The 18,783-nt window shown below is 47.6% G+C and carries 13 protein-coding genes and 2 pseudogenes; 4 read left to right on the top strand and 11 right to left on the bottom strand.

Features of this window, described 5'->3' with window-relative positions; genetic code table 11:
* Window positions 1-48 precede the first annotated feature (48 nt).
* Window positions 49-2,058 (bottom strand): annotated as a pseudogene (locus tag L693_RS32215) (beta-L-arabinofuranosidase domain-containing protein).
* 130 nt (window positions 2,059-2,188) lie between these two features.
* Between L693_RS32215 and L693_RS0126300 the strand changes: the two are divergent.
* Window positions 2,189-3,082, top strand: coding sequence for a helix-turn-helix transcriptional regulator (locus L693_RS0126300; protein ID WP_025721342.1), 894 nt, complete (start codon window positions 2,189-2,191; stop codon window positions 3,080-3,082).
* A 114-nt stretch (window positions 3,083-3,196) separates the two neighbouring features.
* Entirely contained in the window at window positions 3,197-4,135 is a 939-nt protein-coding gene (locus L693_RS0126295; RefSeq protein ID WP_025721341.1) for a YwqG family protein, read from the top strand.
* A gap of 100 nt (window positions 4,136-4,235) precedes the next feature.
* Here L693_RS0126295 and L693_RS0126290 read toward each other — a convergent pair whose 3' ends face one another.
* The 8 genes from L693_RS0126290 to L693_RS0126255 all read right to left on the bottom strand — a co-directional run bounded on the left by L693_RS0126290 (window position 4,236) and on the right by L693_RS0126255 (window position 15,769).
* Entirely contained in the window at window positions 4,236-7,280 is a 3,045-nt protein-coding gene (locus L693_RS0126290) for a glycoside hydrolase family 2 TIM barrel-domain containing protein (protein ID WP_025721340.1), read from the bottom strand.
* Between the two features lie 52 nt (window positions 7,281-7,332).
* Window positions 7,333-8,157: a carbohydrate ABC transporter permease gene (locus tag L693_RS0126285; protein WP_025721339.1), complete on the bottom strand. Its 825-nt coding sequence runs from the start codon at window positions 8,155-8,157 to the stop codon at window positions 7,333-7,335.
* Window positions 8,154-9,050 (bottom strand): carbohydrate ABC transporter permease, encoded by an 897-nt coding sequence (locus L693_RS0126280; RefSeq protein ID WP_025721338.1) that lies wholly within the window; start codon window positions 9,048-9,050, stop codon window positions 8,154-8,156. Before L693_RS0126280 ends, L693_RS0126285 begins: the two co-directional genes overlap by 4 nt.
* Window positions 9,051-9,152: 102 nt before the next feature.
* The gene (locus tag L693_RS0126275) at window positions 9,153-10,442 is read right to left on the bottom strand and encodes an ABC transporter substrate-binding protein (protein WP_025721337.1); all 1,290 of its coding nucleotides are present in this window, start codon (window positions 10,440-10,442) and stop codon (window positions 9,153-9,155) included.
* Between the two features lie 440 nt (window positions 10,443-10,882).
* Window positions 10,883-12,700 carry a cache domain-containing sensor histidine kinase gene (locus L693_RS0126270; RefSeq protein WP_025721336.1) on the bottom strand — a complete coding sequence of 606 codons (1,818 nt, stop codon included), beginning with the start codon at window positions 12,698-12,700 and terminating at the stop codon, window positions 10,883-10,885.
* Between the two features lie 38 nt (window positions 12,701-12,738).
* Window positions 12,739-14,298, bottom strand: a complete 1,560-nt coding sequence (locus tag L693_RS0126265; protein ID WP_025721334.1) for a response regulator transcription factor — start codon at window positions 14,296-14,298, stop codon at window positions 12,739-12,741.
* A 238-nt stretch (window positions 14,299-14,536) separates the two neighbouring features.
* On the bottom strand, window positions 14,537-15,172 hold the full coding sequence (gene udk / locus L693_RS0126260; RefSeq protein ID WP_025721331.1) for a uridine kinase: 636 nt from the start codon (window positions 15,170-15,172) through the stop codon (window positions 14,537-14,539).
* A 75-nt stretch (window positions 15,173-15,247) separates the two neighbouring features.
* Window positions 15,248-15,769: a ClbS/DfsB family four-helix bundle protein gene (locus tag L693_RS0126255; RefSeq protein WP_025721330.1), complete on the bottom strand. Its 522-nt coding sequence runs from the start codon at window positions 15,767-15,769 to the stop codon at window positions 15,248-15,250.
* 214 nt (window positions 15,770-15,983) lie between these two features.
* Here L693_RS0126255 and L693_RS0126250 point away from each other — a divergent pair.
* A pseudogene (locus L693_RS0126250) lies at window positions 15,984-16,679 on the top strand (pectate lyase family protein); the annotation flags it as partial.
* Between the two features lie 111 nt (window positions 16,680-16,790).
* Here the strand turns inward: L693_RS0126250 and L693_RS0126245 are convergent.
* Window positions 16,791-17,135 (bottom strand): hypothetical protein, encoded by a 345-nt coding sequence (locus tag L693_RS0126245; RefSeq protein WP_025721326.1) that lies wholly within the window; start codon window positions 17,133-17,135, stop codon window positions 16,791-16,793.
* A gap of 105 nt (window positions 17,136-17,240) precedes the next feature.
* Here L693_RS0126245 and L693_RS31790 point away from each other — a divergent pair, with 105 nt between their 5' ends.
* A complete protein-coding gene (locus tag L693_RS31790; protein ID WP_155983947.1) occupies window positions 17,241-17,378 on the top strand; it encodes a hypothetical protein in 138 nt (45 codons plus the stop codon).
* Here L693_RS31790 and L693_RS0126240 read toward each other — a convergent pair.
* A partial coding sequence (locus tag L693_RS0126240; RefSeq protein ID WP_025721325.1) for a DEAD/DEAH box helicase occupies window positions 17,350-18,783 on the bottom strand: 1,434 nt, incomplete at its 5' end. The two genes, L693_RS31790 and L693_RS0126240, sit on opposite strands and share 29 nt — an antisense overlap.

The raw sequence follows: 18,783 nt of genomic DNA, 5'->3' as shown, positions 1-18,783 counted from the left end.
CTCAATGTTTTAAGCGTCAGGTACAGCACGATAATCTCAGCGTTTATTTCAACGTCTGATCACTCGCAATCCGGCGACTTTCGCCACCTTGCCTTGCGGGTGAGCTGTAAATCGAATCGTAGCTTCATTCTTTTGACTCGTCACGGATGGAGGCAGCTCATAGGTGAACGTTTCAAATTTATTCATTTCCTCAGACTCCAGCTTGCCTTCTCCTAACATCTGACCATCTGCGGTGATGTCAAGTCGTGATGAGAGCTGTTGGAGCGGCTCGAGTCCTTCAGATAAGTCACCGCTAATTGGACAGGCTCATCCGGGAGGACCTTCAACACAAAAGAGAACCAGCCCCCAGGCCATGTGTCGCGATATTTACGGTTATAGATGGACCCCATGCCTACATGTTCGCCAGTAAAGGCATGATCCCGTTCAGGCTGCATTTCCGCAGGCTGCACAGCATCGACCGTACGTCGTTCCAGCTCCAACTGGTACGCCAATGCGGTACGGTATTCCGCTTCTGTGGACGCCCATTCTTCCTTGGAAAAGAGATCCCAATAGACGGTATAGGAACGATCATATATTTGATAAAACGGACGAAGCTGCAAGTCTCCGACATAGCCCAAGTAAGTTCATACGGAATGTATTGGGCTCATTCTCGTCAGGAACCAGCTTCGAGGTCAATGAACCTGCCGAGCCGACCAGCACAGATGCCAGCAGGTGCTCCTCGTCGGCTTCCTGTGCGACAGGGCCAAGGTCTCCAGCCAGCACAAGCGGGCCGTACATAAGGCAATCCGGCGCGGATTGTCCGGCATTTCCTCGATTCTCACGGTCATAGGGATGTCATACTCGATCGTATCTCCGTCCTTCCATTCCCGTTCGATCACCACGTAGCTGGTAGGACAAGCCTCTGTAACAAAGACTTCCCCGTTGATTTTAATAGCCATGCCTTGTTCTGCCCAATACGGGCATCTCAGCTTCAGTGTGAAGGATTTTGGCGCCTTGCTGATGACGCGCAGCGTTCCCCGTCCAATTTGTGGGAAGAGAGTTTCTTGCTTGAGCTGTACATCCATGTTGTCCCACGTTACGGTAGAAGGGACATACTGGTTGACATAGATCGTTTGTAGCGTGTGAAAATAGATGGCAGTACCGTACATGGAGTGGCTTTCCATACCTGACCCGACACAGCATGTAAAATCCTCATATTGAGAATTGAAGGACTTGTGTCCACCCATTTCCAATGATACAAAGTAGCACACACGTCCATCAACAGGCTGCTGTGCAGCCAAAATATGATTGAACATCGCTCGTTCATAGTAGTCGGCATAGGCTGCGTAGCCGTCCCATTCGAACATATGTCTCGTTAATTTCAGCATGTTGTAGGTGTTACAGGTTTCACAGGTGCCTTCGCCCAAGCCGGTCATTCAGCACTTCTCCATGATAAAAGCGTTCCGCCAGGTCGGTCAGCGCCTCGTTCATGCCGCCAAATTCGCAATGCAGCACCCGTTGCATCTGCTCATCATCCAGCCCTCTAAATACATCCTCCAGCCAGTTGCCGAGTTTGATTTCCATGGCTAGAGCCTTGGGGTGATGCGCCAGCAGATGGGCATCGCGCAAGCCGGCAAACAACTTATGCATGGTATATAGCGGCACCCAGCCGCCGTTCAGATCAAAGCCTTGGGAGCGTATATCTCCAGCCTTTACTTCCTCGAACAGCTCTTTCCCGCGTGGAATGCCAGAAATGTATCCGTTTCCATGACTGTTTTGGCATATTTCCAGCTCGTCGATGACATCGTTTACCCGTTCAAGCAGCCTTTCGTCGCCTGTGGAGGCAAACATCAGCGAGCAGCCGGACAGATAGTGACCGAGCGTATGTCCACTGATGCCGCGTGCTTCCCAGCCCTCATAATGAGCAGCTTTGGACTCCAGTCCCGCATATTCACGAAACCGCGATAATAGGCGGTCAGGCTCCAAACTGAGCAGATAGGCCGCATTCAGTTCCATTGCATGGTAAAGTGGACCGGAATCAATGCTTACTTTATGCAAGTCAAAAGCTTTTGCTTTCAAAGTCATCGCTCCTTAGCTAAGATGAAGGTGTATATTTCTCCACTACATTAGCATTGCAATCGCGGTATGTCAGTAGCTTAACCATACAATGGGTGGACAAATCCGAACATGAACCTAAAGAGGCGATAAAATGATTTATCTGAAAGTAAATGTGGACGCACCCGTACAGTTGATCTCAGCAGGCGAGTTTATTTCCGAGGTGCCCTGGAAGCATATGAACCGTTCCATCGAGAACTTTGAGCTGATCCTTGGTGTCCATGAGAAAGTATATATACGAGAGGAACAGGCGCATTTTGAGATAGGAAAAGGCGATATTGTACTGCTTTATCCCGGTCGTACCCATGGAGGATACCGGGAATCGTTGCCGGGGGTTAAATTTTATTGGTTTCATTTTGACGTTCCCGCGACTCCGAATGTATTATCTAACGAGGAAATGAAGCAGGAAACCCATACGATGGAGGGGCTTTTGCAGCGTCACGGCGTGGTGCGGGATATCTATTTGCCGCAATATGTACAGGCAGACAACGGGGATCGGATTCATATCATCGTCAATCAAATTTTACACGTAGCCAACTCACATTATCTCACACATCACAGTGCGAATTATTTGTTTACCTCGCTGTTGATTGAAATATCGGAGCTGGCTCTTGGTCGTCTGATCAATAGACCTGTCAGCCCACAGGGGAGTGTGAGCTTTAACAAGATTATTGAGTGGACTCGTATTCATGCCGAAGAGCCGCTGACGGTGACGGATCTAGCCAGAAAATTCAATTACAACAAGGATTATATTTCTCGTTTGTTCAAGCAAAATACAGGCATGCGGCCCTTGGAATTCATCCACAGTATTCGTATCAATAAAGCCAAAGAATTGATTTCCCGTACAGATATGAGCATTAGGCAGGTTGCAGAAGAAGCCGGATACACGGATGAGAAGTACTTTATGCGCTTGTTCAAAAAGAGAGTCCATATGACTCCTTCACAGTACCGGAATGCCTATCATCAAACATTTATGAACAATGTTTAGTCTATTCCGCTTCACGGGAGGCATGGCTTATCAGACTGTAATTTGATAATCTGATTTAAGAGATTAAATGAGAGCAATCAATACATAATACACTGATAAAAAGGGGCAAGCGAGATGCTACAACCACCACTAAAGAATGAACTGACTCGAATATTGGAAGACCATGCACTGGATGAGCAATTAAAAGAAGTGATCTATCGAGAGGCTGGGGCTGCAATACAATTTCATATCGAACATGAAGAGAACTATGAGCGTATTGGCAATAGCCGAATCGCTGGCTACCCGGATTTGCCACCCTCGATCGAGTGGCCGTGTGATTCAGACGGGGAATATTATACGTTTATTGCTCAAATCAATTTGGGCGAAATGCCTTTTTCTCCATTTAAGGGGTTGCCCGAGCAGGGAATCCTTTATTTTTTCCTTGGAGTGGATGAGCCCGCCTATGATATTGACCATAAAATCTTTTACTATAACGGTGACAGCAGCGCTTTGAAGAAAACCTTGCCACCGACTGGGAAGGTTGAAGTATGTGCCGAGGACAGGGATTTCACATCTTGTGCAATTTCTTTTCAGCCGATCTTGACGGTGCCGTCGGAGAGCGAGACGGCAGATATTCTATTAGATGAGCATGAGGAGCTTTATGAGCTTTTATGCGAGCATAGTGATACGGTGTGGGGGCAGCATCAGTCTTTTGCCGGGAACACCCGGCGGGATGCCTATCTGTGCCGAAACGGGCTGGAGGGTCTTCTGTTTAACTGGCATAAGAGTGAGAGCCAGATCCATAAGGAAGTCGAGCAGGCCATGCACAGGGGAAGTACAGAGTATGCGGAGCATTTACGATCTGAAGTGTTGCCTCAGCTGCAAGAATACCAGACGAACCGGGAAATGCACGACAAGGCTTCAGAAGATTGGCACGTTCTGCTCTCCGTTTCTTCTTTGGACGAGGTCGGCATGTGCTGGTGGGACGCAGGATATTTGGAATTTTTCATGGATAAAAAAGATTTGCAAAACCTTGATTTCACGCGAACGTATGTCAATCTGGCTACCAGCTAATCGAATGTATAAAGCCCTCCCGATGCTTCTCTCATGAGAAGCCGGAAGGGCTTAGCTTGTTGCATCAGGCTTATCTTGAATATATATACGGTGAGCTTATTTACACCCGTTGCACAGTAAACTCAAACTCCAGCTTTTGAGCGGCTGAAATTTGGTATTCCTCATGCACGGGAGCGCCCCAGCTGTCGTCGCCGCCTACGCCCATTTGTTTGCCGGCTACGGTGACAACGGTGTAATAGACGTTGGGCAACTCATACAGATGGTAGGCGCTTTCCAGCTCAAACGCTGTGTATGGCGAAATGTTGCATTCCACAGGTGCGGTAGCTGGTGCAGTAATGCGAATGCCTCGTCGGGAATCGTCGGTAATATCGACACGGCGCACGCCTGTACGGTTGCCGGATTCCTGCGGAACGACATACCCGGACACGTTATCCGCAGCTTCGTTGCGGAATACGCCGAGTCTCGCGCCGAAGGCACGGTCGATGTAATTCTCCTCTGGTCCCATCGCGTACCAGTCCAGATGGCGATAGTCCGCCGGAACCTTGAACGAAAGGGCAAAGATCGGCAGGTTAGGCAGTCCTGATACGCCTTCATAGGTGGATTTTACGTTCAGACTGCCATCGCCAAAGACGGTATAGGCTACCGTTACCTGTGCGTCTGCATGAATGCTTAGCGTGTAGCGGAACGTAACGGTTACGCGGTCTGTCTGCTCTTCCGTGACTTCGATGCCTACACATTTACGCGTCAGGCTCGCAGCGAACCAGCCTCCGGCTTCAAAGCCTAGTGCGGTTCCCCGATCATTGTCTGTAGTTGCACGCCAGAACAATGGGGCAGGAGGCGTAGCGATCATCTCGCGTCCGGCGTAACGCAGCGAGGTCAGGCTGCCTGCTCCTTTGGAGAACATGATACTGAAATCTGTGCCATGAACGCCGATATTGACATCGCCATGTACCACTCGCAGGGCACCGCCCGCCGGCACTTGCAACGGATTTGGATCTTCCACGATGAAAATATGCTGTCCGAAGGCTACTTCGTGCCCGGCCTCAGCCCAGAGCGTGGCTTCCTTCAACACCAGCGCTGTGTGAATGACATATTCCCCGGGCTTCCCGTCCGTACTCGGGAACGTCAGTGGAATATAGGCTTCGGTCTGAGCCGCCACATCCACATGACTCACATTTCGTGCGATCTCTTGACCTTCATGCAGCAGGCTGTATATCAGCTCGTAATCGCCCGTTCCCTCGAACAGGTTTTCGTTGCGAATAATCACGCCGCCCCGATCCGGGGTGAGCTTCAGATTTTGGTACAGGAATTTGACCTCCTGCATCTTTGGTGAAACCTTCCGGTCCGCATAGACAATTCCGTCCGTACAGAAGCCGTAGTCTGTGGCACGATCGTCAAAGTCGCCGCCGATCGCAAGGTACTCGCGTCCGTAGCGATCTTTTTTCATGACCGCCTGATCAATGTAATCCCAAATAAAACCGCCCTGATACAGCTCGTATTTGTTCTCCAGCTCGGTATATTTGTGCATACCGCCTACGGAGTTACCCATCGCATGCATGTACTCGCAGCTGATATACGGCTTTTGCGGATTGTCGTTCAGATACTGCTCGATATCTGCGGGCTTGGCGTACATCCGGCTCTCCATATCGCTGGTATCATCGTACGTGCGGTTGTGGAACACGCCTTCGTAGTGGACCAGACGGCTTGGGTCGGCAGCTCGGAAATAGTTGGCTACATTGCGCAGCACTTCACCGGCATACGACTCATTGCCGCAGGACCAGATCAGAATGGACGGATGGTTTTTATCCCGTTCCAGCATGGAAATGGCACGATCCATAACGATATCCTGCCATTCGGGCAGATTAGCGGGAATATTCCAGGAAGGCTCGACTGCGCCAAGTTTCTGCCAGGAGCCGTGGGTCTCCAGATTCATTTCGTCGATCACATATACCCCGTACTCATCACACAGCTCATACCAAAGGGTCTGATTCGGATAATGAGAGGTGCGGACCGCGTTCATATTGTTCTGCTTGAGTGTTCGGATATCCCACAGCATGTCTTCACGGGAAATCGCACGCCCGGTGCGGGCGTTAAATTCATGCCGGTTCACACCCTTGAAGACGATCCGTTTGCCGTTCAGATGCATGACCTTGTTGATCATCTCGAATCTGCGGAAGCCGATCTTTTGCGGAATGACCTCTACGAGCGATCCATTAGCCTCATAAATTTGGATGAACAACGTGTACAAATAAGGCTTTTCCGCGCTCCAGCGCTGTACTTGCTCCAAGCTTGCGGACAACGAAGCCTTGCCGTCTGTAAAGTCAGCCTTCAAAGAAGCTACTACCTGGCCCACAGCATCCTTCACGTCAACGGCTGCATAGGCTGCTTCCGGTTTTTCCAAGGTCAATTCCAGCTCCAGCAGGCCCTGGGTGAAGGAGGCATCCAAATCGGACTTCACATGCAGGTCACGTACGTGGACACGGGGGATCGTGTACAGATATACGTCTCTGAAAATGCCGGAAAAACGCCAGAAATCCTGATCCTCCAGCCATGCTCCCGTACTTCTTTGATATACCTCTACCGCCAGCTTGTTTTCGCCGGCTTGCAGGAACGGGGTCAGTTCAAAATCAGACGGTGTAAAGCTATCCTCGCTGTAGCCGACAAAGCTTCCATTTAGCCATACATAAAAGGCCGACTCGACACCCTGAAAAGAAATAAACACAGGCTGCCCGTCGGAGCTCATATTTTGCGGCAAAACAAAGCTTTTAATATAGCTTCCTACCGGGTTGTGATCCTCTGGAATATGCGGTGGGCGAACGTCGGAATGTCCGTCCCACGGATACATCGTATTCACGTACTGCATTTGGCCGAAGCCTTGTGTCTGAATATGGGCCGGCACCTGAATATCGCTCCAGCCGCCATACTCAAAGTCAGGTGCATAGAATTCCACCGGCCGACTGGCCGGGTTCGTTGCATAGTTGAACTTCCAGTTCCCATTCAGGCTGTGGCGCCAGGCCATATCGGCCTGGTGCTCTGCTTCCTGAAGCGTGGCGTAGTATTTATGATCGGAATAGGCTGGCAGCCGATTTACCGCGAACTTGGTCACATCAGTGAGCCAGTCCAGACTGGGGGTATGGATGGTCAAGGCGAACACTCCTTATTTTTAAAATGAAATGAAGGTATTTTCCAGCAGCCCGTTATTTTACCGAGCCTACCATACCTGCGACAAAATGCTTCTGCATCAGGAAGAATACAAGCGCAGTCGGCAATGTGGACAGGACGATAGCGATCATGATTACACCGTAATCAGGCGCATAGCTGGAGCCCAGGTTCGAGATCAACAGCGGGATGGTTTGATTCTCCGGCGTTTGCAACACGATCAGAGGCCAGAGGTAGTTGTTCCAGCTCGACATGAACGTGATGATCGCGGCAGCGGCATAGGTTGTTTTCATCGTAGGCATGTATACGCGGAAGAACAGACCCAACTCGGATAATCCATCTATACGGCCTGCTTCCAGCAGATCCTTTGGAAACATTTTAGTGCTTTGCCGGAAAAAGAAGATCAGGAACGCCGTAGTGACGGTCGGGATGACGACAGATGAAAGGGTATCAATGCCGATCCAGGGGACGACATTCGAAATGCTGCCGAACATCCGGTAAAGCGGGATCATGATTGCCGCAAACGGAATCATCATCGACATCAGCAAAATGTTGAACACCACATCTTTGGCTTTACTTCTGTAGATTTCAAAGCCATAACCGGCCAGTGATGCAATCAGCATCGCTAGCAGCGTCGTGGAAATAGAGATTTTGGCCGAATTGCCCAGCGCTGTAACGATATCCACCTTCTCCAGCAAATTGTGTATATTATCCATGAGATGAGCGCCGGGCAGAAGCTTGCCCTTTGTGACGTCGACCGAAAGATTGGTGGAGCTGGAGAGCATCCACAGGAACGGAAAAATGGAAACGAACGACACAAGGATCAGAAAGGCGTACGTAAATATTCTTTTCGTTTTCATCATTTTTTCTCACCTGCCACTTTGAACTGGATAATCGACAAGATAATGATCATAATGACGATGGAGTAGGATACGGTCGCCGCATAACCAAAATCAGATGAATATTTGAAGGACAGGTTATAAATATATTGCGAAATAGAAGATGTTGCGTTGCCCGGTCCGCCCTTGGTAATGTTCATAATTTCATCAAAGAGCTGGAGTGTGCCAATCGTTGATGTAATCGAGGTGAACAGGATAATCGGTTTGAGCAGTGGAACGGTAATGCTGAAAAACTGGCGAATCGAAGAAGCACCATCAATACGGGCCGCTTCATAGATGGAGTTGTCAATATTCTGGAGACCGGACAGGTAAAAGATCATGTTGTAACCGGTCCAGCGCCATGTGATCGCGATAATAATCGTAACCTTGGCCCAGAAAGGGTCTGTAATCCATTGAATCGGCGTGCCGATCACATGCAGATTCAGCAATAGGGAATTGACCAGACCGTCAGCCGAGAACAAATACTTGAATACAACGGAATAGGCTACCAGTGATGTAATACAAGGCAAGAAGATGGCTGTACGGAAAAAGCCCTTGAATTTCAGATTTTTATCATTCAGCAATACTGAAATGAACAGAGCCAGAATGACCATCAAAGGCACCTGGAAAATTAAATAGAAGAATGTATTCTTTACAGCGGTTATAAACATGCTGTCCGTCAACAGACGCTTGTAGTTATCAATGCCGTTGAAGGTGAGATTAGACCCTGTGCCTGTCTTGAAGGACAAGATAAGCGCCTGAATCATCGGGTAGAAATAAAAGACCGCAATCATGATCACTGCGATGGCTATGAACAACCATCCTGTCATACCTGCTTTGAGACGTGTTGTAGTCATTTTGGGCGCGGCTGTCTTCATAACCATATCAACTCCCTATGCAGCATTAAAACCTTGAACTCGCAAGCCCAAGGTTTTAAGTGCTTATCGTTTTATTGTTTAGCCTTGGCTAGGAAGACTGTCTTATTTAAGCTGTGCTTCTGCCTGCTTTTGAGCATCTTCCAGAACTGCGTCTACATTTTTGCCGTTCAGGAAGTTTTGAATTTCAACGGTCATGATGTCCTCAATTGCATAAGTGTGCAGACCATAATTGATTTTTGGAACTTGTTTCGTCCAGTCTGCGAATTTCTTATAGACTTTGTCGCCGCCGAAGAACGGATCTGCTTTCTCATAAGCTTTACCGCCGGAAGCTGCTTTTAATGAACCGATAATTCCGATTTTGTTGAGCATCTCTTGATACAATTCTTGATCTGAACCGAATGTTGCTTTCAGGAAATCAGCAGCGGTATCCTGACCCTCTGAGTTAAGAACATACCAGGAGCTGCCGCCAATGTTGGAAGCATGCACGGAGTTAGGTATGTTTTTCATGATAGGGAGAGGAACAACGGCCCATTTACCAGATTGTGAAGCTTCTGCCTTGATCGAAGGTGTAATCCAGTTGCCTGTAGGTACGGAAGCCACTGCGCCGCTATTGAAGGCTGCCAGGAATTGACTCCAGTCGGCATTCATTTTAACAATATTGGCGTCGAACAAGGCTTTGTACGTCAAGAGTGCCTCTTTCAGAGCTGCATTACCTGCCAGATTCGGCGTTTTGCCGTCTTCTTTCAGGTACCATGAACCTGCGGATTGGATCATACCACGGATCAGACCGAGGTCGTTCGGATCTTGAGTGAGCATTTCTTTACCTGTTTTTTGCTTTACAGCTTTACCAATTTCAATGAATTTGTCCCAATCAATATTGGTCAGGTCAGCTACTTTGTAGCCAGCTTGCTCCAGATAGTCTGTTCTTACATACAAACCCATAACACCGGAGTCGAATGGAACACCATACTGCTTGCCATTGTAGCTGGTTGGTCCGATTTTATAATCAGCGAAGTCGGATGCCTTGATCGAGCTGCTCATATCATGGAAGGAATCCGGATAAGCTTGCAGGAAGTTTTGTGCCCGGTAATCCTCGATCAGAACCACGTTAGGCAATCCTTTGGTAGAACCGGAGTTAAGACCGGCATTCATTTTTTGTACAATATCATTTTGAGCATATTCAACAATGTTTACGTTTACATCAGGATGTTTGGCAACATAGCGATCTTTTGCCAGCTTCAGGGCCGCGATATTGAAGTTCGGGTCCCAGGCCCAGACGGTGATTTCTTTTTTGCCTGAATCTGTGGTCGTAGCTGCTTTCTCAGAATTGCTGGAACACGCAGACAGCAAGATCAAGCTTGCGATCAGCAAAAGGAAAGACATTTTTTTCATTTTGTTCAACCCCTACTCTTTTTTTATACGTGCTAATCATTTAAAACTTATTGAAAGCGGTTACCTTGTTTATGAATCTAGTGTATCATCCTTGCTTTGCTCGCAGTTAGGAATATCTTTATACGGATTTGTCTTATTATTATCATTTATCAAAAAAGGCACCGCTTACATTTGTACTTTCCTTGGATTTAGGTACTTTTTTTAGGTTGAACTAAAGTTATACACGAAGCGCCACTACGCGGTCGGATGGTGCTCCCCATCGCTGTTGTATCCAGATTTCTTTATTCAAATTATATAAGGTTGAAATCTGGATACAGCTTATGCTTCCGATGCGAGCTTTCCTATGGAAAGCTTTTAGGCGACCGCTACGCTTGTACAGCACGATTCCGCCCACTCCGTTCTTGTTCCACCTTCTTTGTCTTAAGTTCAGCCTATATTTTTTATAAGATAGGAGGGGCGGGTTTTACGATCAATGGCAGTGTCATTTTCACTTTGGTGCCTTCACCTTTTTTGCTGGAGACGGTCACGCCATATTCTTCTCCATACAGAAGAGTAATGCGGTTGTGCACATTCTGGATGCCGATGCCAGTGAACAGCTGGCGCTTGCTCTTGGGATTGGGCAGTCCGTCCTTTGCCGTATGCCCGTCCAAATCCATACCGTCTCCATCGTCTACCACCTCACAGATCAAAGTATCCTCCGTTTTGGACACCAATATATAGATGTGACCTGCATTTTTCTCATTAAACGCATGGAAAAAAGAATTTTCGATAAAAGGCTGAATAATCAGCTTGGGCACATGGTACTCCAGACAATCCGGCGATATAAAATAATTCACCTGTACCCGCTGCCCATAGCGCACATGGTTAATGAACACATAGTTTTGCATGTTGGCCATTTCCTGCTCAATCGTGATCGTCTCACTTACGTTACTGATTGTATTTTGCAGTAGGGAAATAAGCGCGTTAATCGTCTCGGCGGCGGTTTCCTTGTTTCCTTTGAGCACCAGCATTTTGATCGAAGCCAGTGTGTTGTACAGAAAATGCGGGTTGATCTGCCGTTGTAGCGCGGCAAGCTCTGCGTTTCGTTGCTCTTTTTGCGTCTCCAGCAGCTTGCGAATATAGTCATTCAGCTCATCCAGCATGTAGTTGTAGGCATGACTCAACTGTCTGACCTCATAGCTGCCCGTTACCGGGAGATAGTTATCAAAATTCTTCTCGCGGACCGTCGACATTTGCTTGACCAGCCGAGTCAAAGAACGAATCAGGCGACGGGAAATCAGAAAAACGATCAGCAAGGCGATCAGCACGATAGTAATGCAGATGAATACAACGGATTTGACGTCAATGATCTGCCCAATCGCAGTTTGCCTGTCGATCATGTTAACCAGATAAAAATCATACGAAGGGATATAGTTGGAAAGGAGGATGCTATCCTTGTTCATCACGTTCGCATTCATGTAATTTAGCCCTTGCTCATTGATCTTTGTGGCATAGCCTAGCAGTTCATTGGAGCGTTGTCCGATCAGGTCCTGACGGTTGCTCGATACAATCAGTCCCGACTTGTCCAAAATGAGAACATCATTGCCATTGCTTGTGAAATTGTTATAGAAGCGGCGGAATTCCGGCTCGCGAATGGCAATGTAGATCATGCCGTACAAGGTGCCGCTGGTTCGCTCCATAAATGCCTTCGAGGCGATAATATAAGGTGTCGGTTTCTGTCCGGTATTATTATTCAATTGCTGATGCAATAGATCCGTATCCAATTGATACATCAGTCGTGTCGGCTGTGCCGCGCTTCGGGCTGTAATCAAACTGTTCTTAAGCTCCTCCGCAGTTACCGGCCAGTAGGACGAATCAGAATAGAAGCTGCGGCCGTTCATGCCCGTTACCGCAACACTGACATCATAGGCGTCGACATTTGATTTGATCTGCTTCATCTGCTGTGCCATACCAAAGTAGATGCGTGCCGAGTTAATAGAGTCAGATTGGCCGCCAGTCAGGTAGCTTTTGACCGTCCCGTTTTCCGAGGCATGGGTTACGGCATTTACAATCGAGTCATTGAAGGACTCAAAGCTGGACTGAATTTGACTGAGTACCTTGGCATTCGTAATACTGAATGTCTCGGCAAAGAGTCGTTCAGACATGCGAATCGTCACCAAAGAGGTCAGCAACGACACCGCAGTGATGCTGACCACCATAACGATAAATATTTTGAAGAACAAACCCTGATATTTGATTTTATGAATATACCTTTTCATGTTTAATCTCTTTTCTGCTGCAGATATACACTTGCTCTCTAATGGAGATGATCCCGGCGGTATTGGCTGGGTGAATAACCCGTCATCTTTTTGAACACTTTGGTAAAATAGCTAGGGTCCGAATAGCCGACAGTGGTGCTAATATCGGAGATGGACATTGTACCCGACCGCAACAACTCCGCGGCCTTCTCCACTCGAATCTTGTTCAGATACTCACTGAAACCCTCTGTATGATGGGTTGTAAAATAACTGGACAAATAGGACGGATTAAAATGAAAATATTGTCCAAGTGTCGTCAAATTGAGCGTTTCAGCATGGTGCTCCTCAATATATGCCAGCAGTTTTTTCATGCTTGTACTGCTGCCTTGCTGCGTTTTGGCCATGATCTGCCTGTTCGCTTCCTCTAAAAAGGTCTCCAGCAATCGCACTGCTTCATGTACGTGAGGTGCATCATTAATTCTTTTGAAATAGGAGTATTTGGCTGCATCCAGTTCCTTCATATCATACCCCTGATTCCCAAGTAAAATTGTAATGTTGAACACGAAGTTCCCCAGCAGCGATTTAAACTCAAAGGCGGTGGAGTTATAGCTGCGGGACAAGGCTGCTACATAAGATCTCAAATCCTGAAAAGCCGTATCAAAATGCTCGCGCTTCATCTCCTCCGTGAATTGCTTCAAGTTAAATGAGCTGTCCACTTGAGCAGGCTGGGGGAGTCCGTCTTCCATCAGCAGCGCTGTTTCCGGGAAATAAAAGCGATAGCTGAGCAGCTTCGGCAGTTCATCCTGATAGACCTCGCTAATCCGATTAAAATCATCAAACAGGTGGCTGACCGCCCAGCCGATCTGTGGATCAGCTTGCTTCGTCTCCTGTGCCACCTCCCTGACCGCAGTCATCCAGGAGTCTGCCTTCTGCGGATCAAGATTGGCTAAAAAAACGGCCGCATGAGCATCGGACGGTAAGGGTCGGAGTACGATTTGTCCACAGGCAGATGTCACTCGATCCGTAAGCCTGGAAAATAGGTCTGAGGCAGAGTAGGAGCGGCCTGTACCCTGTTGAGCCGGTTGCTCTATACCTATAAGCGCAAAACGGGCATATGGAAATGCCTGCTTTAGCAATTCAGTGTCATATTCTATGCTATAGCCGGAAATGAGCTTTTCGATCACATGATCCATCGTAATTTGATTATCTCCAGCATCTGCCTGATATTGAATGGTTGGGATTTTGTGAGCTGTCCGCTGGAGCACTTGCAGCAGCTCATCCGTGTCCAGCTTGGGCTTTAAAATATAATCAGCAACCCCTTGCTGAAAGGTGGATCGCACGTAATTAAACTCGCCGTAGCTGCTGAGCACAATGACCTCGATATCCGGATAGTTCTGTTTGACTATTCGGGTCAGTTCCTCACCGTCCATGATCGGCATCACGATATCCGTGATGACAATATGAGGACGCAGGGCTTCAATCAGCTCCAGCGCTTCTTTCCCGTTGGAGGCCTCGCCTACAATCCGAAAACCGTACTTTTTCCACGATAAATGGTGCTTGATTCCTTGCCGCACCAAGATCTCATCATCCACAATCAAAATGTTGCATAGCTCATTCATGGCAGCACTCTCCGTCATTATACCTATTCAAAAAAGACCGCATTAACGCGGATGTCATATCATCTGAGGCATACGCTTGACAACGCTTCCAACTTAATTCAAATATAAAGCATTTAATCTTTACATGCTAACATAAACCATACGGGAATCCCAAAAAAAAAATTAGTTCCATTGGCATATAAAACGACAAAAAAGGCCATCGAGAAGATCTCGACAGCCTCAACAAACCGGGATTACCCTAAACCGTACCCCATGTCCGATCCCCTGCCAAATATTTTTCCGTCAAAATAGATAGCAGTTGAATACCAACCTCATTATGTCCCCCCTCAGGAAGGATCAGGTCTGCGTATTTCTTGGAAGGCTCAATGAATGCCTCGTGCATAGGCTTAACCGTAGTCAAATAGTGATCATGGATCGAATGGATGGTGCGGCCGCGCTCCTCGATATCTCGAAGAACCCGACGAAGAATACGCACATCAGGGTCGGTATCCACAAATACTTTAATGTCGAGCAGGCTACGGAGCTTTTCGTCAGACAGCACGTGCAGTCCCTCAAGCATAACGATATGATTCGGCAGCAGCTCTACCGTCTCGTCAGTGGAACGGGCATGGACTGTAAAGTCATACACTGGCGCTTGAGTCGCTTGTCCTTTTTTCAGACATTGCAGATGCTCGATAAGCAAGTCGTTGTCAAAGGCAAACGGATGATCATAATTGACCAAAGCACGTTCGTCATAGGTCAGATGTGAATGGTCTTTATAATAGTTATCCTGAGATATGAAAGTCACTTTATTAGATCCCAGACGTTCAACGACAGCGCGTGCTACCGTTGATTTACCGGAACCTGTACCGCCGGCAATACCAATAATAAGCATGGCGTTTCACTTACCCTTCCCTAAATCTATCCCGATACAACTCAAGTATTGTAGCACAATGCACACTTTTTTTCATCAATGTTGAGCTTTGTATTTCTTCCATTTTCGTATCCTGGCCCTGAATGTTTTAAAAGGTGCCACAGAGTTGATATGAATCCATCTGGCCATGGGCCAGTTCGGATTACTGCCAGTCCACTTATGAACGCCCTGTACGAAGAGTTCTTCATGACTGAGTGTGTCAATCCAATCCAGCCACTTTTGCTCGGTTAGCTTGAATAGTTGCCGTAATTCACGTAAAGAGTGGTGGGAATAGGTTTTGTAAAAGGATTGGTAAAGCTCGCCTAGTCTATTCCATTTATAATTTGGTGCAGGCATGATGACAGTTTTTCCTTCCTTTTCGTCTCTGTCCCATGACATTACAAGCTGAAGCCATCCGAGCTGGTAGGCAATCATTTCTGCGGGGGTTTTATCTACCTCGGGAATCCGAATATCCTTTTGATCCTCGTCTATCTCCTCGAATTCACTGTCTAACAACAAGTAGGAGGCATGGATGGCTTCTTTTAACTCCGTTTTGGAAACGTACTGGTAGCTGGACATCTGATTGCTCCTTTGCATTGTATTTATGATGCTGACCTGTTTATATGTACCACTTCTAATATGACAGCCTTATGTCTTATTCAAAAATAAAAAAATAGCGATTTTTGTGATTTTATGAAAGAGCATTTGGTGTGTTCGCGAAAAAAGAACGAAAAATTAATAGAGAAATTAAGGCAAGAGATAAGTAATTAGGAACATTTTAATATTTTTTTATATGCCTAAAGAAGATATCATTGATATTACAGCAGGACAAAAGAAAGCGCATCTGATTGGTGCTACAGAAATGGCTGGCGACAATGCAGATTTGGAAGTAACGCTGCATCATAATTACTACCTGGATATTCAGGATCGTATGCCTCGTCTGCGTGGTGGTAATGCTCATGTATATAACATCGTTATGGATGATGCCGGATTGGCCAGAGCCAAAAAAAGAATTACACCTGACATGGCCAAAGCAATTGCTGCCAAAGGATATCATTTTGACGTAGTAGGTAACGGTGCAATTTCAACGGAAAATGGCGCGGTACTGCTAGAAAAATCGTATTTAATTGATGTATTTTCTCCTGTCCGTAATAACCAAAAGGACCCTAACCAAGCGGACTACACAGGCAAAATTAAAGCAGAGGACGTCATCCTCTCGGATAACGGCACCGTGTTCAGAGGAGGCAGCGACGATGCGAATAGCCCGTTGGCTCCGTATCCTGTCAAAGCCAAGGACTTCTCCTGGAATGGATTCAAAACGTTGCCATACAGCTACACAGCCGAAAATCCTGAAAATCTGGTTGCCCAATTGCAGGGCATGGACGGAGCGGGTGCAGGCAAGCTGAACTGGTCGAGTGAAAACTGGCTCAAAACAGTATACAAAGCAGCCGTTTCGAAAAATGTACAAGCGGTGGAAGATTCCGAATAAGTATTTGAGGATTTTGCAAAATCCTGATTCACGAAGAAGCAGCCAGGACAGATATACTCTGTTCCTGGCTGTTTTTGGGTTAGCTCCATTTAGGCTGCGTTCGGTACATTCTTAACCGATAACAACAAACGAGGATACGCCAGCAGGTACCGATCTAACCCGGAATAACGTTCCATCGTCTCTAAAGGTACGCAGAATATAAGGCTGGTTCGTAGGTGTGCGGACTCTGCTGAACCGGGCAGTACCAAAACTGTCGAAGCCTGCAGCTTGCACAAAGCTTCCATCTAGACGCCGAAGTGTAGCAAAAAATCCGCTTGTGTTAAAAGGGACACCATCATTGTTAGCCCAGATGACTGTAAATCGACGGAAGGTTTGCGTTGGACTCACATTGCGATATCTCGAAGCAGGAACCTTTCTGCCCGTAGATTTCAGCGTTTGTGGAGGACGAATGGCCACTTCAAATCAACTCCTTTGTTGTGATGAGATAGTAGATGCATACAAAGGAGCTTTGGAATGTGCCATAAACTATATTTGAAAAAATAGGTGTATATCGAACTCAAAATGCATGAAAACGGAGCAGGCGAAACGGTACTGGACAAGCAACAACAATGGGAAGCACCATCCGTCTGCGCAGTGACACTCCATGTGGATTATAGTTCGACTCGGGACCTCATCCTGCCCAATCGCGCCGCAGCGTGAAGAGTTCTTTTAGTGCATCTGTCGACAGCTCGGTAATCCAGCCCTCGGTGCTGGAAATAATTTGGTCGCTAAGCTGCTGCTTGCTCTCCAGCATTTCATCAATGCGTTCCTCCAGCGTGCCCAGCGAGATGAATTTGTGTACCTGTACATCCTTCGTCTGTCCCATCCGGTAGGCGCGGTCTGTGGCCTGATTTTCAACAGCCGGATTCCACCAGCGATCGAAGTGAAAGACGTGATTGGCCGCTGTCAGATTCAGCCCCACACCGCCAGCCTTGAGTGACAAAATAAATACAGACGGCTGCTCTTCAGGGGCTAGCGTGTAAGATTGGAATTGCTCAATCATCCGGTCGCGCGCGGTTTTGGACGTGCTGCCGTTCAGATAGAGCACCGGCTCTTGCAATTCTTGAGCGAATACCTGCTGGAGCATCCGTCCCATGCCAATATATTGTGTGAAAATCAGGCAGCGCTCACCTTCCGCCCGCAGCTCCTTAACCATGGACAGAATACGCTCAAGCTTGGATGAACGGCTGATAAGCACTTCAAGCTCGGACGGGCTATACCCGGGAGCAGCGACATTCAGAGCTGCTTCCTTGGTCAAAAGGACAGGGTGATCACAAAGCTGCTTTAGCTGGGTAAGAGCGGATAAAATAGCTCCTTTTCGCTCAATGCCTTCCAGCTTCTGCATCCGTTCCATCAGCTCTTTGACAATCTGGTCATAGAGCGCTCCCTGCTCGGAGGTGAGGTGAATGTAGGTTTTCATCTCATTTTTGTCAGGCAAATCAAGCTGTATCGCCGGGTCCTTTTTCTTGCGCCGCAGCATGAAGGGCTGAACCAGCTTTTGCAAATCCATCGTTCGCTGCTCGTTATGTTCTTTCTCAATAGCATTCATGAACCGATTGCTAAAGGCGCGTGAGCTGCCCAGATAACCGGGATTGATAAAATCATAAATAGACCACAGCTCGGACAGCCGATTCTCAATAGGTGTCCCGGTCAGTGCTATACGATGACGTGCAGGAAAGCTGCGAACGGCTGTGGATTGCTTGGTTTGCGCATTTTTAATGTTTTGCGCTTCATCCAGGCAAATCGAATCCCAGGTCATGCCTTGGAGCAGCTCTTGATCGAGGGTTGCAGTCGCAAAGGAAGTCAAGACGACATCGACTTGCCGGGCTTCCTCGCGGAACAATTCCCCCTGATCCCGCTTGCTTCCATAGTGCAGCAGGACCTTCAAGGAGGGGGCGAATCGGCTAAGCTCCTTCTGCCAGTTGCCCAGTACCGAAGTCGGGCAAATCAGTAGAGAACTGGAGCGGACGCCTGTCTCCGCGGCCATCTCCTGTAGATGAAGCAAATAGGCGATAAATTGCACCGTTTTGCCAAGCCCCATGTCATCTGCCAAGCAGGCTCCCAG

It is taken from the genome of Paenibacillus sp. 1-18, assembly GCF_000520755.1.
Classification (GTDB): domain Bacteria; phylum Bacillota; class Bacilli; order Paenibacillales; family Paenibacillaceae; genus Paenibacillus; species Paenibacillus brasilensis.
The sequence above is the reverse complement of the archived record's forward strand: the minus strand, read 5'-3'. Positions and strand labels throughout refer to the sequence as shown.